At 73.4% G+C, this 20600-nt stretch carries 20 protein-coding genes and 1 pseudogene; 11 read left to right on the forward strand and 10 right to left on the reverse strand.

All coding sequences use genetic code 11. The features are described from left to right. Positions 1-3224 (reverse strand): annotated as a pseudogene (locus AC2A1K_RS12095) (hypothetical protein); the annotation flags it as partial. A 366-nt stretch (positions 3225-3590) separates the two neighbouring features. On the opposite strand from AC2A1K_RS12095, the gene AC2A1K_RS12100 reads away from it, so the two are divergent. Continuing rightward, entirely contained in the window at positions 3591-4403 is an 813-nt protein-coding gene (locus AC2A1K_RS12100) for a ParA family protein (RefSeq protein ID WP_483896553.1), read from the forward strand. After that, positions 4400-4954, forward strand: coding sequence for a hypothetical protein (locus AC2A1K_RS12105; protein WP_483896554.1), 555 nt, complete (start codon positions 4400-4402; stop codon positions 4952-4954). The genes AC2A1K_RS12100 and AC2A1K_RS12105 overlap by 4 nt, the downstream gene beginning before the upstream one ends. Positions 4955-5028: 74 nt before the next feature. On the opposite strand, the gene AC2A1K_RS12110 is transcribed toward AC2A1K_RS12105, so the two are convergent. After that, positions 5029-5472, reverse strand: a complete 444-nt coding sequence (locus tag AC2A1K_RS12110; protein WP_483896555.1) for a GNAT family N-acetyltransferase — start codon at positions 5470-5472, stop codon at positions 5029-5031. 85 nt (positions 5473-5557) lie between these two features. On the opposite strand from AC2A1K_RS12110, the gene boxC reads away from it, so the two are divergent. From boxC to AC2A1K_RS12125, 3 genes are all read left to right on the forward strand, one after another. Continuing rightward, entirely contained in the window at positions 5558-7279 is a 1722-nt protein-coding gene (boxC, locus tag AC2A1K_RS12115) for a 2,3-epoxybenzoyl-CoA dihydrolase (RefSeq protein WP_483896556.1), read from the forward strand. Between the two features lie 24 nt (positions 7280-7303). Next, a complete protein-coding gene (gene boxB / locus AC2A1K_RS12120) occupies positions 7304-8731 on the forward strand; it encodes a benzoyl-CoA 2,3-epoxidase subunit BoxB (RefSeq protein WP_483896557.1) in 1428 nt (475 codons plus the stop codon). A 105-nt stretch (positions 8732-8836) separates the two neighbouring features. Next, the gene (locus AC2A1K_RS12125) at positions 8837-10468 is read left to right on the forward strand and encodes a benzoate-CoA ligase family protein (protein ID WP_483896558.1); all 1632 of its coding nucleotides are present in this window, start codon (positions 8837-8839) and stop codon (positions 10466-10468) included. A gap of 168 nt (positions 10469-10636) precedes the next feature. Here the strand turns inward: AC2A1K_RS12125 and AC2A1K_RS12130 are convergent, their stop codons facing one another. From AC2A1K_RS12130 to AC2A1K_RS12150, 5 genes are all read right to left on the reverse strand, one after another. After that, on the reverse strand, positions 10637-10768 hold the full coding sequence (locus tag AC2A1K_RS12130) for a hypothetical protein (protein WP_483896559.1): 132 nt from the start codon (positions 10766-10768) through the stop codon (positions 10637-10639). Between the two features lie 283 nt (positions 10769-11051). Beyond that, on the reverse strand, positions 11052-11255 hold the full coding sequence (locus AC2A1K_RS12135; protein WP_483896560.1) for a hypothetical protein: 204 nt from the start codon (positions 11253-11255) through the stop codon (positions 11052-11054). Positions 11256-11450: 195 nt separating this feature from the next. Then, on the reverse strand, positions 11451-12467 hold the full coding sequence (locus AC2A1K_RS12140) for a phosphotransferase family protein (RefSeq protein ID WP_483896561.1): 1017 nt from the start codon (positions 12465-12467) through the stop codon (positions 11451-11453). Next, positions 12464-12652: a hypothetical protein gene (locus AC2A1K_RS12145; RefSeq protein ID WP_483896562.1), complete on the reverse strand. Its 189-nt coding sequence runs from the start codon at positions 12650-12652 to the stop codon at positions 12464-12466. Before AC2A1K_RS12145 ends, AC2A1K_RS12140 begins: the two co-directional genes overlap by 4 nt. Positions 12653-12675: 23 nt before the next feature. Next, positions 12676-12807 (reverse strand): hypothetical protein, encoded by a 132-nt coding sequence (locus AC2A1K_RS12150; protein ID WP_483896563.1) that lies wholly within the window; start codon positions 12805-12807, stop codon positions 12676-12678. Between the two features lie 118 nt (positions 12808-12925). On the opposite strand from AC2A1K_RS12150, the gene AC2A1K_RS12155 reads away from it, so the two are divergent. The 3 genes from AC2A1K_RS12155 (at position 12926) to AC2A1K_RS12165 (ending at position 15501) form a co-directional block, all read left to right on the forward strand. Further along, positions 12926-13609, forward strand: coding sequence for a TetR/AcrR family transcriptional regulator (locus tag AC2A1K_RS12155; protein ID WP_483896564.1), 684 nt, complete (start codon positions 12926-12928; stop codon positions 13607-13609). Continuing rightward, positions 13606-14787, forward strand: coding sequence for a cytochrome P450 (locus AC2A1K_RS12160; RefSeq protein ID WP_483896565.1), 1182 nt, complete (start codon positions 13606-13608; stop codon positions 14785-14787). The genes AC2A1K_RS12155 and AC2A1K_RS12160 overlap by 4 nt, the downstream gene beginning before the upstream one ends. Positions 14788-14853: 66 nt before the next feature. Then, positions 14854-15501: a thermonuclease family protein gene (locus AC2A1K_RS12165; protein ID WP_483896566.1), complete on the forward strand. Its 648-nt coding sequence runs from the start codon at positions 14854-14856 to the stop codon at positions 15499-15501. A 156-nt stretch (positions 15502-15657) separates the two neighbouring features. Here the strand turns inward: AC2A1K_RS12165 and AC2A1K_RS12170 are convergent, their stop codons facing one another. Next, entirely contained in the window at positions 15658-17049 is a 1392-nt protein-coding gene (locus tag AC2A1K_RS12170; protein ID WP_483896567.1) for an FAD-binding oxidoreductase, read from the reverse strand. 99 nt (positions 17050-17148) lie between these two features. Between AC2A1K_RS12170 and AC2A1K_RS12175 the strand changes: the two genes are divergently transcribed. Genes AC2A1K_RS12175 through AC2A1K_RS12185 form a run of 3 tightly spaced genes read left to right on the forward strand, consistent with a single transcriptional unit; the run spans position 17149 to position 19137 of the window. Continuing rightward, entirely contained in the window at positions 17149-17721 is a 573-nt protein-coding gene (locus AC2A1K_RS12175) for a superoxide dismutase (protein ID WP_483896568.1), read from the forward strand. Between the two features lie 25 nt (positions 17722-17746). Continuing rightward, entirely contained in the window at positions 17747-18112 is a 366-nt protein-coding gene (locus AC2A1K_RS12180; protein ID WP_483896569.1) for a hypothetical protein, read from the forward strand. A gap of 17 nt (positions 18113-18129) precedes the next feature. After that, entirely contained in the window at positions 18130-19137 is a 1008-nt protein-coding gene (locus AC2A1K_RS12185; RefSeq protein ID WP_483896570.1) for an NAD(P)-dependent alcohol dehydrogenase, read from the forward strand. Here the strand turns inward: AC2A1K_RS12185 and AC2A1K_RS12190 are convergent. Further along, positions 19115-19471 (reverse strand): hypothetical protein, encoded by a 357-nt coding sequence (locus AC2A1K_RS12190; RefSeq protein ID WP_483896571.1) that lies wholly within the window; start codon positions 19469-19471, stop codon positions 19115-19117. The two genes, AC2A1K_RS12185 and AC2A1K_RS12190, sit on opposite strands and share 23 nt — an antisense overlap. Positions 19472-19924: 453 nt before the next feature. Further along, entirely contained in the window at positions 19925-20578 is a 654-nt protein-coding gene (locus AC2A1K_RS12195) for an OmpA family protein (protein ID WP_483896572.1), read from the reverse strand. Positions 20579-20600 lie beyond the last annotated feature (22 nt).

Genomic DNA, 20600 nt, shown 5'->3' on the forward strand with positions numbered 1-20600 from the left:
GGCTCGGTGGGCTCGGTGGGCTCGGTGGGCTCGGTGGGCTCGGTGGGCTCGGTGGGCTCGGTGGGCTCGGTGGGCTCGGTGGGCTCGGTGGACTCGGTGGGCTCGGTGGGCTCGGTGGACTCGGTGGACTCGGTGGACTCGGTGGACTCGGTGGACTCGGTGGACTCGGTGGACTCGGTGGACTCGGTGGGTGTCGCGGCGGCGGTCGTGCCCTGCCCGTCGTTGGTGGAGTCGCGCTGATCAGGGGTGCCGGACTCGCTCTGAGGCTCGGGAGCGCTGGTGGGCTCGGTGGTGGTCTCGTCCGAGCTGGTCTCGTCCTGGGCGCCTGTGTCGGTGTCGGTGTCGGTGTCGGTGTCGGTGTCGGTCGGCTGGGCGGCCGGCTCGGTGGTGGTTTCGGCGCGCTCGTCGGTGGGGGTGGCGGGGACGTCGTGGTCGGGTGAGCCCTCGGCGACGGCCTCGGCGGGTGTCTGCCCGGGGACGTTCTGGACCTCGGGGGAGTCCTGAGCGCAGTCGGGGCCCCCGCAGATCGCGCGGCCGTCGCCGGTGGGCTCCTCGGCCGGCTCGCCGTCGGAGGTCGGTGCGGTCTGCTCCTCGGGCCTGGTGTCCGGGACCGGGCCGCCGGTCGGGGCGGGCACCTGCTCTGGGGTCGGCGCCGGTGTCGGAGTGGGGGCTGGTGCCGCGTCGGCTGGCTGCGGTCCTTCGGCGGCGGGGTCGGCGATGATCGGGAACGCGGTGCTCTCGTCGAACTCGACGTGCTGGACGAGAGTGTCGTCGTCGCGCATCTCGAACTCGGTGGGCAGCGACTCGCCGTTGGCGTCCTTCGCCCACGGGGTAGCGATCCGCTGGATCTGCTCGCCGCCGTCGTCGACGACGTCGACCCCGCCGTCCTCGACGACCTCGGCGCTGGCCCCGTCGGGCAGCCCGAGCTCGAACTCGTACTCCCGTGGGGCCTCGGCGTCCTCCGCGGTAATCAGGTAGCGCTCACGCTCGAGGTCGGGGGTGACCCGCGCGCCGTCGGCTTCGGAGAGCTCGGGCGGGCTCATGGTCATCTTCCCGCCGTCGGCGGTCTCGATCTCCATGTCGCCGTCGGGCAGCATCCGCGCTCCCGACCCAGAATCCCTGACCAAGTCGTTCGTGGCGCGGGCCGCGTCCGGTGCAGTCGAGGCGTAGCGGGCGATCAGCTCGTCGTCGTCGGAGGCTCCCGCGAGGTCGCCGTCCTGCTCGAACAGCCCGCCCGCCAGCTCACTCACATCGACGCCCGCGGCCGGATCGCCCCACCGGCCCCGCTCATCACCCTCGGCGCCACCGCGCCCGAGATCGTCGATCAGTCCGATCCATCGCCGAGCCTCACCGCTGAGCAGGGACCCGGCCTCACCGCCGGACCGGCCGTCGCGCTCAGCGGCAGACACCGCGTCCTCGGCCACGGCCAGCGCCGCGGACGACGCGTCCGCGCGAGCCTGACGTAGGGCACCGCCGAGGAGCGACTCAGCATCATCACCGGACGCCCGGTCGCGCTCACCTGCGGCCGAGAGCACATCCTCGGCCACGGCCAGCGCCTCGGACGAGACGTCGACGCCCGTGTCACGAGCTGTCTCAGCGAGCTCGCCGTCAGCGAGCTCCGCGCCGGAGACGGCGGCGTCGTTGAGAGCGGTGTCGGTGACGTCCGCGGCCCGCGACAGGGAGCCCCGTACGCGCTCGCGGACGTCCTCGGCGGTGGCATCCCCCGAGATGTCGGGACCGACCTCACGCACGCCGTCAGTGAGCCCTGCGTCGGTGAGGGCGCCGTCGGACAGCGATCCCTGAACGGTCTTGCGAACGGCCTCGCCGATGTCCTCGGCGGTCTCGGGCCTGAGGGCCGTCGCGCCCGGTGTCGCGCCGCTGCCCTCGTCTCCCTCGCTGCGGACAACCCGGCGGGTCGCGCCGGTGTCGCCATCGGCGCCGGCCTCGCCGGTGCCGGCATCAGTGTTCTCCGCGTCCAGCAGCAGAGTCGGTGGGCCACGCGCCGGATCGCCCTCTCGGTCGAGACCGCCGAGCGCGTCGGACCCGATGCCCTCGACGCGCTCGGCGGCATCGCGAAGGGCGCCTCGCGCCCCCTCGAGCGGCAGCATCGAATCCGAGCCCGCCTCGGTCCCGGCACCGGGCTGATCGTCGTCACCCGACCCGGCGTTGATCGCAGGCAGCTCCTCCGTCGCGTCATCACGGGCGCCGCCCGCGTCGCGCAGACGCTCCCGGATCACCGCGGTGTCGTCCCCGTCCCGCAGATCGCCGTCGACGCCATCGCGATTCGTGGCGGCCCCCTCGACGCCATCGCGAACAGCGTCGACGTCATCAACCGCATCGCGGATGCCGTCACCGAGCGTCTCGTCGAAGGACGAGCCCCGTTCACCGCTTTCGCGGCCGTCTGCCTCGCGGAGGCCGGCGACGACATCACGATCGGCGCTGGCGTCGTCGAGACGGTCACCGATCGACTCGTTCGCCGGCCCGTCCCCCGAGGCGTCATCGCCGGCACCGGCCTCGCGGGCCTGATCCCCGTCCTCGGCGGCGATCTCGGTGGAACCGTCGGAATCCCCGTCGGCGTCACCAGCGGAGTCATCGGACTCGCCGCTGGTGTCGCGCAACGAACCACCCGCGTCGCCCCCGGCGTCGCTCACGGAAGCAAAGGAGTCGCTGCCGGAGTCGTCGCTGACGTCGTCGCCGGAGTCGCTCGGGTTGCTGTCGGAGTCAACCTCAGAACCTCCGGACTCATCGCTCGATTCGCCGCCCGAGTCGCTCGAGTCGCTGGAGCCGCTCGAGTCGCTGGAGCCGCCCGAGTCGCTGGAGCCGCCCGAGTCGCCGGAGTCGCTGCTGGAGTCGCTGCTGGAGTCGCTGCTGGAGTCGCTGCTGGAGTCGCTGCTGGAGTCGCTGCTGGAGTCGCTGCTGGAGTCGCTGCTGGAGTCGCTGCTGGAGTCGCTGCTGGAGTCGCCGCCGGAGTCGCCGCCGGAGTCGGAGTCGGAGTCACCCGCCGCGAGCCCGGCGGGGTGGGGGTTCGGCGGGCCGGCCGCCGCGAGCGGCGTCGCGACGCCGACGAGCTGGACCTCGCGGACCGCCGCCGTCGCCGGCATCGGCGCGATCACGTTGGCCGCGATCCAGAGGACGAAGCCCCCCGCGACGAGCCCCAGAGTCCAGGCACACGCGCGCAGCACGACGGTCGCCAGACCGTCGAGCACACGCAGCGCGGCAGACATGGGAACGGCTCTCCACGGAGGGACGACGTGACAGAGGAGGTCGACGCCGGTCGTGCGATCCGCGGCCGGAGCTCACGCGGTCGTCACCTGGCGGAGTCGTGTCGGTCCTGACCGCGGCCGAAGCCCACGCAGCGGAACCGGTCGTCGCGAGCGCGAGCCGTCAGCGCCGCGACAGATCGTGAAGCTAGCCGCGTCCTGGGAGGCCGGTCAAGCCCGAGATCCGGAGCCTCCCGGAGCGGACGTCCGCTGGCTACGCTCGCCCCATCCGACGCGTTCCTTGCCATCGACGCCAGGCCGGCCAGGAACGCAAGTCTGGCCCGTGACATCACGAAGGCCAGAGACGTGTCTCTAGTAAGAGGAGGCCTCGTGGTCGCGGTGACGGTGCTCAGCGGCAAGGGCGGGGTGGCCAAGACGCTCTGGCAGGTGCTCATGGCCGGTGAGGCCTCGCGGCTCGGCATCCCGACCTTGTTGATCGACGCCGACCCGGAGCGCAACGCCAGCAACAAGTTCGGCGTCCCCGCGACGTCGACGGGGCTCGGGGACGTCTTCGAGGCTTCCGGTGCCCTCGACGCGTCCTCCGAGCTCGACCTCGAGGCGGGAGTGGCGCGCCTGGCCGACGAGGTCCTCGACACCCACTGGGAGGACGTCGACCTCGTCCCCGCCGGGGCCTCGCTGGGGACGGTCGCGCAATCGGCGCTCATCGACTCGTGGCTCCTGCGGGACCTCCTCGAGGGCGCCGGGTTGTCCGCCGCCTACGGACTGATCATGATCGACACCGGGGGTCGCACCGGCGCCCTCACCGCTCAGGCCATGTATGCCGCCGACGTCGCGTACGCGCCGATCGGACCGACCCGCGACGCCGTGCGCAAGGCCCTCGAGGCACGCACCCGCGTCGAGCGCATCCAGCGCGCGCACCCCCTGCGGTGGGCCGGCGTGGTGCTCAGCGGGTTCGATCTCCGCGTCGGTATGGACGAGGCGATCCGCGACGAGGCGCTTGCGGCGTTCGGCGACGAGGTGCGGGCGATCATCCCGCGGCGGGCGGGCGTGCACGAGGCGTTCCAGCTCGCCGAGCGCCTGGGCGACCGCCGCGACGTGTCGTCGTCCAATCTCGCCGGTCTGTTCCGCGACTTCATGCTCGAGCTGCGCGCCCTCGCGCCGGTCACCGAGGACGCGTCGTGACCTCCAAGGCCCGCGAGCTCCGACGACGGATGAGCATCGATCCCGACGCCCCGGATCCCGTCGCCCGCCCCGCGCGGACCCGTCTGCCGGCGGCCGAGCCGGTCGCAGAGTCGGTGCCCGAGCCTGCCCCGGACCCCGAGCCTGCCCCGGACCCCGAGCCTGCCCCGGACCCCGAGCCTGCCCCGGACCCCGAGCCTGCCGCGTCGGGACCCGTCCCGGAACCGGCCCGGAAGCCCCGCCGCCGCAGCACCCGGCGGAACGAGCCGGCCTGGACGACCGCGCTCGACGATCCCGCGATCGATCCCGGGCGCAACGGCTACCGCAGCTTCTACGTCAGCGACGCCGTCTTCGCCCGCTTCCGGGCCGCCGTCTACTGGACGGCGCGCCGGCCGGACGCCACCGACGTCCCGGACAACATGTCGGCGGGCGTCGAGACGTACATGGAGGAGGTCGCCGCCGACCTGGAGCGCCGCTACAACGACGGCGCCGTCTTCCGCGCGACCCCCGACCAGCTGCGGGCCCACCGCCGTCGCGAGGGCGGCACGCGATGATGTGATCACGATCTTGGTGACGTCTCCTCGCACAGCTGCGAGGAGACGTCACCGATTTCGCGATCACGGCATCGTCAGGCTGCCCCGCCCGGCGCCGCCCCCGACGCGACCCGCTTGCGCAGCTCGCCGACCTCGGTCGCGGTGAACCCGCGCGACGTCAGCCAGGCCCGCACCGACTCACCGTCGGGGTGGCGGGTCGGGACGACGTTGTAGACGTAGTTGAGCTGGCGCCCGGCGGCCTCCCGCTCCAGGTTCTCGAGGACGAACGCGCCGACGCCGGTGCCTCGCGCCCCCGGCGCGGTGATGATCAGGATCTCGGCGTCGCCCCACGTGTCGTCGAGGCGGCCGTAGCCGACGGGCGCACCGGCGTCGTCCTCCACGCGCCACCACGTGTCCCCGAGCGGCCGGCCCACCTCGGGGTGCCCGAGGCCGAAGAGCGTCGGCGGCAGGTCGCCCAGCGCCGCGGCCTTGTCCTGGTCCCAGCGAGGGTCCTGCTCGGCGATCCACCGCCACGTCATCGTGCCCTCCAAAGTTCTACAGCTCTATGCATCAGCGTCGGAGTCTCGTAGAGTGTGGCCCGCACGACAAGGAGGGACCACCACCGTGACCGTTCTCGAGGACGCCGAGCGGGCCCCGGCGCCCGAAACCGTTCCCCAGGTCGACTTCGACACCTCTCCCGAGCAGTACCGCCACTGGCGTCTCGAGGTCGACGGCGAGACGGCCTGGGTCTACCTCGACGTCGCCGAGGACGGCGGGCTCGTGCCCGGCTACGAGCTCAAGCTCAACTCGTACGACCTGGGCGTCGACATCGAGCTCTACGACATCACCCAGCGTCTGCGCTTCTCCCACCCCGAAGTGCGTAGCGTGGTGCTGACCAGCGGCAAGGACTCGAACTTCTGCGCCGGCGCGAACATCCGGATGCTCGCGCGGTCGAGCCACCCGTGGAAGGTGAACTTCTGCAAGTTCACCAACGAGACGCGCAACGGTATCGAGGACATGACCGCGCACTCGGGTCAGACGTGGGTGGCGGCGCTCAACGGCACCGCGGCCGGCGGCGGCTACGAGATGGCCCTGGCCTGCGAGACGATCCTGCTGGTCAACGACCGCTCCAGCGCGGTCGCGCTCCCCGAGGTCCCGCTGCTCGGCGTGCTGCCCGGCACCGGCGGACTGACCCGCGTCACCGACAAGAGACACGTGCGCAAGGACCGCGCCGACATCTTCGCCACCAAGTCCGAGGGCTTCCAGGGGCCGAAGGCGGTCGAGTGGAAGCTCGTCGACGAGACGGTCTCGCGCAAGGAGTGGGACGAGACGGTGCGGGCGCGGGCGGCGGAGGCGGCCGCGGGATCGTCCCGGCCGAACGACGCCCAGGGCGTCGCCCTCCCGCCCCTGCGCCGGGAGACGGCCGAGAACGTGATCACCTACCCCAACGTCCGCTGCGAGCTCGACCGCGACGCCCGCACCGCGACGATCACCGTGCTCGGCCCCGAGCCCGGAACGGTGCCGGAGACGCTCGACCGCATCCACGCGCTCGGCGCGGATTTCTGGCCGCTCGCGATGACCCGCGAGCTCGACGACCTCGTCCTGCGGCTGCGCACCAACGAGCTCGAGATCGGCACCTGGCTGATCCGCACCCAGGGCTCGATCGAGGGCGCGCTCGCCTTCGAGCGGGTCATCGCCGAGCACTCCGGCTCGGACTGGCTGGTCAACGAGATCCGCCACTACTTCAAGCGCACGCTCAAACGCCTCGACGTCACCAGCCGCAGCCTCATCGCGCTGATCGAGCCCGGCAGCTGCTTCGCCGGCGCGCTGCTCGAGCTGGCCCTGGCGTGCGACCGCCAGTACATGCTCGAGGGCATCTTCGAGGATCTGGACGGCTCGGGCGAGGAGCAGGAGCCGGCACAGATCGTCCTCACCGAGTCCAATTTCGGTGCCTTCCCGATGGGCAACGGGCTCACACGGCTGCAGTCCCGCTTCTACGGCGACGACGACACCGTCACCGAGCTGCACGACCGCGGAGGAGAGCGGCTGACCGGCGCCGAGGCCGAGGAGGCCGGCCTGGTCACCGACGCGCCCGACGACATCGACTGGTCCGACGAGATTCGCATCCTCCTCGAGGAGCGGGCCTCGCTCTCCCCGGACGCCCTGACCGGGATGGAGGCGAACCACCGGTTCGTCGGCCCGGAGACGATGGAGTCGCGGATCTTCGGGCGGCTGACCGCCTGGCAGAACTGGATCTTCATCCGTCCGAACGCCTCGGGGGCCGACGGCGCGCTGCGCCGCTACGGCACCGGACGCAAGGCCGACTTCGACAAGCAGCGTGTCTGAATTCCCGGGAGATGTGACGACGCCATGACCTCCGCACGCCCGAAGATCGACTTCGACGCCAAGATCCCGAACAACGTCGACCTCGCGTCCGACCGCAAGCTCCAGCGCGCCCTCGAGCGCTGGCAACCGAACTTCCTCGACTGGTGGGGTGACATGGGCCCCGCCGTCGACACCAAGGACGTCTACCTGCGCACGGCGGTCGACGTGGGCCGCGACGGCTGGGCGCACTTCGACCACGTCCCGATGAACGAGTATCGCTGGGGCGTCTTCCTCTCCGAGCACGACCCGGACCGCAGGATCGCGTTCGGCGAGCACAAGGGCGAGCCGGTGTGGCAGGAGGTGCCCGGCGAGTACCGCGCCGACCTGCAGCGCCTCATCGTCATCCAGGGCGACACCGAGCCCGCCTCGGTCGAGCAGCAGCGCTTCCTCGGCGCCACGGCGCCTTCGCTCTACGACATGCGCAACCTGTTCCAGGTCAACGTCGAGGAGGGCCGTCACCTGTGGGCGATGGTCTACCTGCTGCACGCGTACTTCGGGCGCGCGGGCCGCGAGGAGGCCGACCAACTGCTCGCGCGCAACTCCGGGTCGGACGAGGCGCCGCGCATCCTCGGGGCATTCAACGAGGAGACCCCGGACTGGCTGTCGTTCTACATGTTCACGTACTTCACCGACCGGGACGGCAAGTACCAGCTCGGGACGCTGAAGGAGTCGGGATTCGACCCGCTGAGCCGGACCTGCGAGTTCATGCTCAAGGAGGAGGCCCACCACATGTTCGTGGGCACCACCGGCATCGACCGCGTCGTCACGCGCACCGCGCAGCTGATGAACGAGCACGACTCCGAGGAGGTCGCCGGCGCCGGCGGCATCCCGCTCGACATGATCCAGAAGTACATCAACTTCCACTACACGGTCTCGCTGGACCTGTTCGGCAACGAGTCGTCCACCAACGCCGCCAACTACTTCACCGCCGGCCTCAAGGGTCGCTGGCAGGAGGAGCGGCGCAAGGACGACCACGTGCTCACCGACGACGCGGGCGCGGTCGACGCGGTGCGCGAGGGCCGGATCACCACGACCGAGGTGCCGGCGCTGCTCGCGCTGAACCAGGACCTGCGCAGCGAGTACATCGGCGACTGCTCCACTGGGCTCAAGCGCTGGAACCGCATTCTCTCCCAGTACGGCATCGACGCGCGCCTGTACCTGCCTCATGTCGGCTTCAACCGCCAGGTCGGGGCGTTCGCGGGCCAGCGGATCTCACCCGAGGGCGCGATGATCTCCGACGAGGAGTGGAGGGCGAACGAGGGCCGCTGGCTGCCCACCGACGTCGACAAGACCCACGTCCGCGGGCTCATGCACCCGGTCCTCGAGCCCGGGAAGATCGCGAGCTGGATCGCGCCGCCCACGAACGGGATCAACGACAAGCCCGTCGACTTCGAGTACGTGCACTTCAGCTGAGGACGCGAAGCCCGCGGAGCCGGACCATCACCTGAGCCTCTTCCGATCCGGCGTGGCGCGCGCCACGATCGGGCGATCGACCACCACCACGAGGACGGGCAGCGCATGGCGGAGTCGTTCAATGCCGCGGACTATCTCGTCGGGCGCCGGCTGGCGGCGGGCGACGGCGACCGGGAGGCGGTGCGAGCCCCGTCCCGGTCGCTGACCTACGCGGAGCTCGACGCGGAGATCGGGGGGGTCGCGGCGGGGCTCGCCGCGCTGGGCGTGCAGCCCGAGCAGCGGGTCGTGCTGTGCATGGCCGACGAGGTCGAGCTGTTCGCGGGGATCCTCGCGACGATGCGGCTCGGCGCGGTGGCCGTGCCGGTGTCGACGATGCTGCGCGGGCAGGAGCTCGCGGTGCTCGTCGCGGACTCGCGCAGCCGCCTGCTGCTGTGCTCGGAGACGTTCGCGGACACCTCCCGCGCCGCGGTGCTCGCGGCGCGGGAGCGCGGGGGCGACGTCGCCGAGGTCGTCGTCACCGGCGACGACGCGTCCGGCTTCGGCACCGACGTCGCCGCCCGCACGTGGGACGAGATGCTTGCGGCCGGCCGTGATCTCAGCGGGGCGCTGGGCGGCACACCGCCGGCCTACGACACCTGGGACGAGTCGCAGGCCCTGTGGCTCTACACCTCGGGCACCACCGGTAAGCCCAAGGCCGCGATGCACCGGCACGCCGACATCCGCACGGTGTGCGAGACCTACGGCCAGCAGGTGCTCGGCATCCGGCCCGACGACCTGTGCCTGTCGGTGGCGAAACTGTTCTTCGCCTACGGCATCGGCAACTCGATGTTCTTCCCGCTCTCGGTGGGCGCCGCGGCGGTGCTCGAGCCCTCGCGCCCGACGCCGGCCCTGCTCGCCGAGCTCGCGTCGCGGCACCGCGTGACGATGTTCTTCGGGACGCCGAGCTCCTACGGCCCGCTGCTCGCCGCGGCGGAGTCCGGGCAGGTCGACCCGCGGGCGTTCGCGACCGTACGTCGCGGGGCGTCGGCGGGCGAGGCGCTGCCCGCCCGGATGGTCCACGGGATGCGCGAGCGCTTCGGCGTCGAGGTGCTCGACGGGATCGGGTCCACCGAGGCGCTGCACATCTACCTGTCGAACAAGCCCGGCGAGGTCGTGCCGGGCACGTCGGGGGTCCCGGTGCCCGGCTACGACGTCGAGATCCGCGGTACCGACGGCCGTCCGGTGCCCGACGGCGAGACCGGCACGCTCTACGTGCGCGGCGACTCCATCTGCACCGGCTACTGGTGCCGCACGGCGACCAATCGCCTCGTGTTCGAGGGGGAGTGGCTGCGCACCGGCGACACGTACATCCGCAACACCGACGGCACCTATACCTGCCTGGGCCGCACCGACGACGTCCTCAAGGTCGGCGGCATCTGGGTGACGCCGGCCGAGGTCGAGGAGCGGCTCGTCGCGCACCCGTCGGTCGCCGAGGTCGTGGTGGTCGCGGTGCCCGACGACGACGGCCTCGACATGCCGGTGGCCTGCGTTGTGCCGCGCGACGGCCACACCGTCGATCCCGAGGCGCTCGTGGCGTGGTGCCGCGAGGGCCTGGCGTCGTTCAAGCGCCCGCGGCACGTGATCGCGATCGAGGAGGTCCCGCGGACCGCGACCGGCAAGGTGCAACGCTTCCGCCTGCGCGAGGTCGCTGCTCAGGTCGTCGCCGCGGGCTCGCCGACCCTGGAGGCGGCGCACTGATGGCGGCGCACTGATGGCGGCGCACTGATGGCGGCGCGGTGATGGCGGGCGGGCGCAGCGAGCGGACCGACCCGCTCGCCACCGCCGACCAGCCCCCTCCGACCAGCCCCGACCGATGTGGTCGTGAGTACTTTCCCGCCCTATAGGGCGGGAAAGCACTCACATGTCTCAGCCGGCGAGGCGCTTGGCCGGGTCGGGCGGCGCGGCGTCGAGGGCGACGAGGGCGCCGGACCACGAGCCGAGCTGCTTGGTGACCGACGGCAGGTCGTTGCCGATCGCGTCGACGACGGCCTGCTGCATCGCGTCCGTTCGCCTCTCGAGGTCGGCGCGGTGGCGCAGGCCCCGGGCTTCGTCGCCCAGGTCTGCGCGGCTGCTCGAGGAGGCGGTGGCGGAGTGCGCACCGCCGGCCCGGACCCGCGCGCTCGTGGAGCTCGGGGCGGCGCGACGGCGGCGCGGTGACCGCGTGACCGCGCGCGGGCCCTTGCGCGACGGGCTCGACCTGGCCCTCGCGGCGGGCGCCGCAAGCTCGGCATCACGGCCCGCTCGCAGCTGGCCGACGCGCTGGCGGGCCGGGAGCCCTCGCTCAGCTCGCCGCCGACAGCTGCGGGTACCAGGCGCTGACCTCCAGGTCGAGGTCGGCGAGGTCGGGGTGGGCGAAGAGTGCGGCCTCGTTCGGGCTCAGGCGCTGGGGGCGCCGCCCACCGGTCGGGCAGTCGTCCTCGTGGCGGATGGGGTAGAGCTTCCACACCCGCACGGACTCGCAGTAGTGGCACTCGCCAGTGATCATCGGCGTTCTCCGGGCATGTCTGCGCAAGGGGAGCGGTCCCGCACGCCGACGTGGAGCGCGAGGCCCGCCGTCAGTGTGGTGCCCGGACGTGCCGTCGCGATCCCGTTCCGTGACCGCCCCCACCCTGTGACGTGCACCCGCGTGATGTGAGTGCTTTCCCGCCCTATAGGGCGGGAAAGCACTCACATACCCAGGTCAGCGCTCCAGGTCCGCCAGCGCCGTCTCGGCCTGGAGGTTGATCATCTCCGGTCCGGTGACCTCGTCCGGGTCGGCGTCGGCGCCCATGTCGCCCGCGCGGTAGCGGGTCCAGACCCCGGCGTGGATGCACGCCGCCCGCCAGCGGGCGAACGCCAGGTAGTAGGCGATGTCGACGTCGCCGAGGTCCCGGGCCTTCGTGTACCGCGCGACCAGCTCCTCGCGGGTCGGGTAGCCGCCCGCCGGTGTGGGACTCGACAGCGCCTCCGGCACCGTGTCGCCCGGCTCGCTCCACGACACGAGCAGGTGCCCCATGTCGCAGAGCGGGTCGCCGATGGTGGCGAGCTCCCAGTCGAACACCGCCACCGCGTACCCGTCGGCGTCGTAGGAGATGTTCCCGGGCCGGAAGTCGCCGTGCACGATCCCGACCTCGCCCTCGGGGATCCGCGCGGCGAGCGCGTCGTGGGTGGCGTCGATGGCCGAGAGGTCCTCCATCGCCGACGAGTGCGCCTGCCGGTGCCAGCGCTTGAGCTGGCGGGCGACGAAGTTGCCGGGACGGGCGAGGTCGTCGAGCCCGACCGCCGCGGGCTCGACGTCGTGCAGCGCCGCGAGCACGTCGATCGTCGAGGTGCCGACGTTCTTGCGGGCGGCGTCGGGCACCTTCTCGCCGGATTCGCGGTCGTTGAGCACCTTGCCCGGCGCGAAGTCCATGACGTAGAGGTCGGCGCCCCAGACGTCGTGGTCGTCGCAGAAGGCGCGCGGGGTCGGCACCGGCACCTCGGTGGGGTTCAGCGCCGAGAGGAAGCGCCACTCCCGACCCATGTCGTGGGCGGTCTCGAGCACGCCGCCCAGCGGCGGACGGCGTAGCGCCCACGCGTGCCCGCCCTCGTCGGTGACGCGGAACGTGAGGTTCGACCGGCCACCCGCGATGCGGTCGAAGCTGAGCGCGCCCTCGACCTCGTCCACGTGCGCGCGGAACCAGGAGACGACGGCCTCGGGCACCTTCTCGGCGCTCACCGCGCACCGCCCGGGAGCAGGACGATCTTGCCGACCTGGATGGTGGACTCGAGGTGGCGGTGGGCGTCGACCATCCGGTCGAGACCCTCGAACACCCGGTCGGTCTGCGGGGTGGAGGCGCCGTCCCGCGGGCCCGCGCCCACGAGGACGCCCGCGCGGCGCAGCCGCTGCTCGTCGTGTGTCATCGCGAACAACGTATAGCCCGCATCTACGGATCGGGCAGCGTCTCGCCCGGCGCGGCCACGGTGCCCGAGCACGCGTGGCCCGGTCGGGCGGGCTCGTCGGCGATCTGCAGCACGTGGGGCTCACCGAGCCCGGAGAACCGCACCGTTCTCGTCATGGCCCGAGAGCTTGCCGCCCGTTCGATCATCGCGCGAGGGGTGTCGGCGCGACCGTGACGGGTCTATCGTGACCTGTGACCAGATGAGGAATCTGGTCATGAGTCAGAGGAGACGCCGGTGGGCCGGGTCGCACAGCTGCTGGACGCGGCAGGAGAACTCCTGCTCGCCCACTCCTACCGGCGCGTCACCGTCGACGACGTCGCCCGCCGGGCCGGCGTCGGCAAGGGCACCGTCTACCTGCACTTCGCGAGCAAGCTCGAGCTCTTCGCCGGGGTGCTGGTGCGCGAGTCGGTGGACGTCACCGCCGACCTGCTCGCCGCGCTGCGGGCCGACCCAGCGCAGGTCGCGCTCGACGCGACCCTGCGCAGTACGTTCCTCGCGGTGCAGCACCGCCCGCTGACCCGGGCGCTGTTCGCCGGGGACGTCGAGCTGCTCGGCGCGATCGCCACCGACACCAAGACCGGGCTCGAGATCGTCACCGACAAGTCCGAGTTCGCCCGCGAGCACTTCGCGCTGCTCCACCGGCACGGCCTGCTCGCCGACGACCCGGCCACGACCCCCGACCTGTACTACCGGCTCGGTGCCGCGTGCATCGGCTTCTTCCTCGACCACCTCGTCCCGGCCGGCGCCGGGATGGGCGTGACGGCTCGGGCCGACGCCCTCGCCGCCGTGGTCCGGGCGGGCTTCACCCCGCCCGGCGAGGCCGACCCGGCCGCCCTCGCGGCGGCGGCCCCCGAGCTCGCCGCGCTCTACGAGCGCACCCTCCACCACCTCACCGCGGCCCTCCCGGAGGAGCCATGACCACCACCCTCGACCGCGACCTGCCCCCCGACATCGCCGACCTGCCCGCCGTCCTCGACTGGCTCGCCTTCCTGCGCGCCGATGCCCCCGTGTGGCGCGACCGCTACGGCATGCACCACGTGACCCGCGCCGCCGACGTCGAGGTCGTCCTGCGCGACACCGCGACGTTCAGCTCCGACTTCTCCGCGGTGATGACGGGCTCGGAGAAGATGACCAAGGGCATGCTCACGCGCCTCGACCCGCCGGAGCACAAGGCGCTGCGCCACCTCGTCAGCGCGTCGTTCACCCCGAAGCGGGTGGCCGGGCTCGAGCCGCGGATCCGGGAGCTGACGCGGGAGATGTTGCCGTCGGCCCCGGCCTCGTTCGACCTCGTCGACACCCTGGCGTTCCCGCTCCCGGTCACGGTCATCGCGGAGATGCTCGGGCTGCCCGCCGCCGACCGCGGGCGCTTCCGGCGGTGGGCCGACGGCCTGTTCTCGATGCAGGTCGACGACCCCACGGAGGCGATGAACGACCCGCGCGTCGCCGACGCGATGGGGGAGATCACCGGCTACCTCGGTGACTGGTGCCGCGCGCGCCGCGGCGCGCCGACCGACGACCTCATCTCGGCGCTGGTCACCACCGAGGTCGACGGGCGGGTCCTCGACGACGAGGAGGCCGCCAATTTCTCGATGCTGCTGCTGTTCGCCGGGCACATCACGACCACGCTGCTGCTGGGCAACGCGGTGCGGGTGCTCGACGCGAACCCCGGGGCGTGGGAGGCGCTGCGGGCCGACCCGTCGTCGATCCCGGGGACGATCGAGGAGGTCCTGCGCCTGCGCCCGCCGTTCCCGATGACCGCGCGCGCCACCACCCGCGACGTCGAGATCGCGGGCATCACCGTGCCGGCGCGGTCGGTGGTCATGCCGTGGCTGCTCTCGGCCACTCACGACCCCGACGCCCACCCGGAGCCCGAGCTTTTCGACCCCACGCGCACCGGCATCGGCGGCGGTGCCCAGACGGCGTTCGGTCACGGGATCCACTTCTGCCTGGGCGCGCCGCTGGCCCGCCTCGAGGCGCGCGTGGTGCTGGAGGAGATGACGGCTCGCTACGCTGGGCTGACCGTGGGCGCAGGGGAGCAGCGGCCGTACACGGGTCGTGTGCTCGGCACGCGGCGTCTGCCGGTCGTCGCGACCTGAACGGGTGAGCCCGGTCCCCTGTGACCGAGCGTCGATTACCCATCACGATCAGTCACGCTGTAGCGCGTGTCCCGTGCCGCGCTCGCCCGCTTCGTCCTCGGTGCCGCCGTCACCGTCTGCGCGGCCGCCGCCGTGCTGACGATCGCGACGGGGCACGCTCCCACATCGCCCGCGCCGGCGTCCGCGCCCGACCCCGCGCCCGACCCCGCGGCCGCCCTCACGGGTCTCGACGCGCGGCCGGAGGGGGAGCGGGTGGTCGTGGAGCGGGTCGTCGACGCCGTCACCTTCGACGCGCGCCTGCCCGACGGCGGTCCGATCGTGCGCGTGCGTGCGCTGGGCGTGCAGCCGCCCGGCGCGTGCTACGGCGAGCAGGCGACGTCGTTCGCGTCCCGGGTGCTCGACCGCCGCGCTGTGCGCCTGCTCGGCGGCTCGGGGCCGGCGACCGACCGCTTCGACCGCCGCCTCGCCGCGGTCACCCTCGACGGTGGCGGCGACTACGGCGTCCTCGCCGCCGAGGCCGGCATCGCCCGCGCCTACGCCGCCGACGCCGCCCCGGACGCCATGCCTCCGATCCGCGCCGCCCAGGACCGCGCCCGCCTCGCCGAGCGCGGCGTCTGGGGCGCGCCCTGCCGCGGCGCCGCCACCCCGGACGTGCCCGCGACCGAATCCGCGAGCACCTCGCGCACCACCGCCACCACCGCCGGCGGCTCCTAGCAGCGAGGTCCGGGGTAGCCAGCAATGCGGCATCGCTGGCGTGTGACGCCAGGATCGCCACACGCTCGCTCGCGCGACACGCCGAGCGAGCATCGTCCTGGGTGTGGCAGCCCGGCGGCGACGCTGGCGTCGAACGTCAGGAGAGCCCCGGCGCGCTCAGATGATCTTGCCGGGGTTGAGGATTCCGTGCGGGTCCAGTGCTGTCTTGACCGCGCGTTGCATCGCCAGCGCCTCGGGTGCCTGCTCGCGTTCGAGTCCGTGGCGTTTGAGCAGTCCGACGCCGTGCTCGCCGGTGACGGTGCCGCCGACGGCGAGGGCGTCGGTGAGGATGTCCTCGAACGCTGCCTGGGCGCGGCGCCGCGCCGGCTCGTCGCCGGTCGGCGTGATCAGCAGTGGGTGCAGGTTGCCGTCGCCGGCGTGGGCGATGTTGGCGATCGTGGTCTCGTGGCGCCTGCCGATGTCCTGGATGCGCCCGAGCATCTCGGGCACCGCGGCGCGGGGCACGCACACGTCCTCGGTGAGTACCGGTCCGAGCCGTTCCAGCGCCGGGTAGGCCAGGCGCCGCGCGGCGAACAGCGCTTCGGCCTGCTCGGCGTCGGCGGCCTGCGCGGAGAACGTCGCCCCGGCGGCGTCGAAGTGGCGCAGCATCTGTCCGGCCTCGGCGTTCCCGGCCGCCCCGGGCGCGTCCGATCGCCCGAGCAGCACCACGTCCGCCTCGGCGGCGAGTCCCATGTTCTTCCAGGCGTCGACGGCCTCGAGGCAGGTGCGGTCGACGAGCTCGAGCGCCGACGGGGTGAGGCCCGCGGCCGTGATCGCGGCGACGGCGCGCCCGGCGTCGACGACGGAGTCGAAGTACCCGGCGACGGTGTGCTCGGGCGCGCGGGCGGGCCGCAGCTTCACCGTGACCTCGGTGATCACCCCGAGCGTGCCCTCGGAGCCGACCATCAACCCGGCCAGGTCGAGCCCGGCGACGCCCTTGGCGGTGCGCCGTCCCAGCCGCACCAGCTCGCCGAGCCCGTTGACGATCTGCATCCCGAGCACGTAGTCGCGGGTGACGCCGTACTTGACGCAGCACACCCCGCCGGCGTTGGTGGCCACGTTGCCGCCGATCGTCGACCAGGGCGAGCTCGCCGGGTCCGGCGGGTACCAGAGGCCCTGCTGGGCGCAGATCGCGCGCAGGTCGTCGTTGACGACCCCGGGCTGCACCACCGCGAGCCGCTCGGCCGGGTCGATCTCGAGCACCTCGGTCATGTGCTCGGTGGCGAGGACGACGCAGTCGGCGGTGGCGTTCGCCCCGCCCGACAGCCCGGTGCCCGCCCCGCGCGGCACGAGCGGTGTCCGGTGCTCGAGGCAGACCCGTACCACGCTCTGGACCTCCGAGGCCGTCCGCGGGCGCACCACCGCCAGCGGGACAGCGTGCGGCGCCCACTCGGCGTCGTCGTGGGCGTAGCTCGCGAGCACCTCCGGGTCGTCGATCACCCACCCGGCGGGCAGGACCGACACCAACCCCCTCACGACGGCGGCGACAGGTACGGCGGCGGTGCTCATCGGTGCGCGGACCCCCTCGACTCGACGCCCCCCCACGGTAGTCGACACGCCGCGTCGTCGATCGGCAACCGAACGGCGCTGACCTGCCAGGATGCGCCCGTGCCGCGCCCGTTCGTCCGTCTCGCCCTCCTCCTCGGCGGGGCTGCCCTCGTCGCCTCCTGCGCCGGGCCGCCCGCCTCCGCGGCCAGCCCGCTGGTCACCCAGGGCGTGCTCGCCCCGAGCGGGCCCGCGGTGACCTACGACCCGTCCGCCGCACCCGAGGGCGCCCGCGTCGCGGTCGAGGTGACGGCCCACCGCGGCGCGACGACCGCGACGTTCCGCGTCGAGGGGATGGTCCCGGGCCGCGGCTACGCGGTGCACGCCCACGTCCGGTCGTGCGGGCCGAGCGGCAACGACGCCGGGCCGCACTACCAGGACCGGATCGACCCGGCCGCGACGCCCGACAAGCCGTCGTCCGACCCCGCCTACGCCAACCCGCGCAACGAGTTCTGGCTCGACCTGCGCACCGACGCGACGGGCGCGGGGAGCGCGACGACGACCGTGCCGTTCGTGCTCGTCGACCGGGCGCCGGAGTCGGTCGTCGTGCACGAGAAGGAGGTGACGGCGACCGCACACGGCCACGCCGGCACCGCGGGTGGGCGTCTCGCGTGTCTCACCTCGGTGTGGCGATGATCGGCGCGGGTTAACGTCACCCGCGATGAGCACTGCGGCGACAGCACCCACCCTCACCGTCTGCCGTGACTGCTGCTGCGGCACCACGCGCAAGCATCCCGGCGTCGACCACGCCGCCCAGCTCGCGCGGTTCGAGGCGGCGGCCCCGGTCCGCGTCAGCGACTGCCTCGACGCGTGCGCCTACTCAAACGTCGTGGTCGTCTCGCCGTCGAGGGCCGGGCGGGCCGCCGGCGCGCGCCCGGTGTGGCTGTTCGGGGTGCTCGACGCCGAGACCGAGGACGAGCTGACCGAGTGGATCCGCGCGGGCGGACCCGGTGTCGCCGACCCGCCCGGGATGCTCGACCTGCGCATCTTCCAGCCGGCGCGGAGGATCCGTTCCGCCGTGACCTAGCGCGGAAGGAGAAGTCCATGGGCGCCGAGCAGCGGGTGGCCGTGCTCCACGAGCCCGAGCGGATGTCCGTCGAGACGCGGCCGGTGCCGTCGCCCGGGCCCGGCGACGTGCAGGTCGCCGTGCGGGCGGTCAGCGTCTGCGGCTCGGACGTGCACTACTACGACCACGGGCGCATCGGTGGCTACGTCATGCACGGCCCGCTGGTGCTCGGGCACGAGACGTCCGGCGTGGTCAGCGCGGTCGGAGAGGGCGTCGAGACCCCGCCCGTCGGTACCCGCGTCGCGGTCGAGCCGCAGCGCAACTGCGGGCGCTGCGCGCAGTGCGCCCAGGGGCGTTACCACCTGTGTCCGTGGATCTCCTTCTTCGCGACGCCGCCGGTGGACGGGTCGTTCGCGCAGTACGTGACGGTGCCGGCGGACCGCGCCCACCCCGTGTCCGACGCGCTCTCCGACGACGCGGCCGCGATGATCGAGCCGCTGGCGGTGGCCGTGCACGCGGCCGGCAAGGCCGACATCGGTCCGGGCACCCGGGTGTTCGTCAGCGGCGGCGGGCCGGTCGGGCTGCTGTGTCTGCAGGTCGCGCGAGCCCGGGGTGCGGCGCGGGTGACGCTCTCCGACCCCGTGGCGCGACGCCGCGAGGCGGCGCTCGACTTCGGGGCGGACGTGGTCGTCGACCCGGGCGAGGGCGTCGAGATCGAGCCCGTCGACGTCGTGCTCGAGTGCACCGGCGTCCAGCCCGCGGTCGACCTGGCGATCGCGGCGACCGCGCCCGCCGCGACCGTGGTGCTGGTCGGCACCGGGGCACGGGTCGCGCTGCCGCTGGACGTGGTGCAGGGCCGCGAGCTCGTGATCAAGGGGACGTTCCGCTACGCGCACGTCTACCCGGCGGCGATCGCCATGGCGGCGTCCGGCGCGGTGCGCCTCGACGACATGGTGACCTCGCACCACGACCTCGACGGCGCGGTCGACGCGCTGCTGGCGGCGCGGCGCGACCCGGACGCGATCAAGGCCGTGGTGCGGCCGTGATCTTCACGCGGCGAGGCTGCTGACCAGCCTCGCCGGACCGGCGGGCGATGCCGCGCAGCTGGTCGCCCGGACGCTGTTGTTCGCCGGTCTGCGCCGAGAGCACCACCAGGGCGCCGGTCAGCGCCGGGACGACGACCTGCAGGGTGCGCAGCTGGCGCTGCGTCGATGCCACGTCCATCGCCAGCTCCTGGGCCGCCGCGCTCGTCGCTTGCCCGGCGCGCCTGTCGGCCTCGCGGGCGAACTCGCCGGCGTTGCTGCCGCCGCCCTGCTGCGCGGTGGCCGAGGGGACGTGGGACGTCGCCGACGACCGGACACCGCCGTCGGAGTGCACCACGGCCCTCGGCGAGCAGGCCCAGTCCGCCGACCGTGTGCGCGGCCATCGCGGCGGTGTTCACCGGGCTCCACTTCGCCCAGCCGATGCTCTCGAGCTTGTCGGCGGTGCGACGGTCACCGGCCTCCTCGGCGGCCGCGTTCAGCCCGGTCAGCCCGAACGGCGAGCCGCCGAACCAGGCGGCGAGACCGACGTCGTGCAGGGCGCGAAGAGTTGGTGTCGCGCGTGCTCATCCGGAGCTCCCTTGCGTCTCGGGGATGCGAGGGCTGGGGGCTCAACCCGACGAGGGAGGCGTCACCGGCGCCCCGGGACCCCACGCGTGACGGGTCGCACGCCGAGCTGGACGCTGCCGATGACGAACAGCGTCCCGTCGGCGGCGGGGACCCGAGCTGTTGACGTTCGTCGACGAGTACCGGCGGCGGGCGGTGCTCCTCTGACCGCCCCCACTACCGACCCCTAACCACCGACGCGGATCTCCACCCGCCGGCTGGCCTCGAGCGAGGCGAGCGGGCGCGCGGGCCCGACCCCGACGGCGGTGAGACTGCCGGCCGGCACCCCGGCGGACTCGAGCAGGCGCACGACCTCGTCGGCACGCTGCCGGGAGAGCGCCTGCGCGCCGCCCCGGTCCTCGCCGGCGGGGGCGGTGTGGCCCTCGACGGTGATCGGCGGGCCGGGCGCCGCGCGCAGGGCCGCGGCGACGCGCGAGACGGCGGCGGTCGCGTCGGGCGCGGGCGCCGCACTGTCGGCGGGGAAGCGCAGCGGGGCCGCGGCGAGCACCTCGTCGATGGTGCTCTGCAGCACGGCGGTGTCGGGACCGGTACGGGCCGGGGCGCGTGAGCCCGCGGCGGGTGCCGCGGGTGCGGCCGACGCGGCGGGTGCGGGTGGGGTCGGCGAGGAGCCCCGGGTCAGCGCCACCGTCACCGCCGCCCCGCCCACGAGCAGGACGGCGAGCACGGCGAGCACCAGCGGCCGTCGGCGGTTCCGTCCCCCGGGCGCCGCGTGCGTCCCGCCGCCCGCCGGGCCGCGTCCGCCCCACCAGTGCGCGCCGGTGCCGGGCCCGGCCGTGACCCGACCGCGATGGTGCCCGCCGCCTCCGCCCGTCACGGACACGCCACCTCCTCCACGTCGTGAC

The organism is Actinomycetospora sp. 2LY8.5 (assembly GCF_057180585.1).

Coding starts and splice junctions, on each gene's coding strand:
- AC2A1K_RS12110 (WP_483896555.1), bottom strand. CDS start 5,472: ATGACGTGGCGGTGGATCGCCGAGCAGGACCCTCGCTGGGACCAGGAC.
- boxB (WP_483896557.1), top strand. CDS start 7,304: ATGACCTCCGCACGCCCGAAGATCGACTTCGACGCCAAGATCCCGAAC.
- AC2A1K_RS12125 (WP_483896558.1), top strand. CDS start 8,837: ATGGCGGAGTCGTTCAATGCCGCGGACTATCTCGTCGGGCGCCGGCTG.
- AC2A1K_RS12130 (WP_483896559.1), bottom strand. CDS start 10,768: ATGCAGCAGGCCGTCGTCGACGCGATCGGCAACGACCTGCCGTCGGTC.
- AC2A1K_RS12135 (WP_483896560.1), bottom strand. CDS start 11,255: ATGATCACTGGCGAGTGCCACTACTGCGAGTCCGTGCGGGTGTGGAAG.
- AC2A1K_RS12145 (WP_483896562.1), bottom strand. CDS start 12,652: ATGACACACGACGAGCAGCGGCTGCGCCGCGCGGGCGTCCTCGTGGGC.
- AC2A1K_RS12150 (WP_483896563.1), bottom strand. CDS start 12,807: ATGACGAGAACGGTGCGGTTCTCCGGGCTCGGTGAGCCCCACGTGCTG.
- AC2A1K_RS12160 (WP_483896565.1), top strand. CDS start 13,606: ATGACCACCACCCTCGACCGCGACCTGCCCCCCGACATCGCCGACCTG.
- AC2A1K_RS12170 (WP_483896567.1), bottom strand. CDS start 17,049: ATGAGCACCGCCGCCGTACCTGTCGCCGCCGTCGTGAGGGGGTTGGTG.
- AC2A1K_RS12180 (WP_483896569.1), top strand. CDS start 17,747: ATGAGCACTGCGGCGACAGCACCCACCCTCACCGTCTGCCGTGACTGC.
- AC2A1K_RS12185 (WP_483896570.1), top strand. CDS start 18,130: ATGGGCGCCGAGCAGCGGGTGGCCGTGCTCCACGAGCCCGAGCGGATG.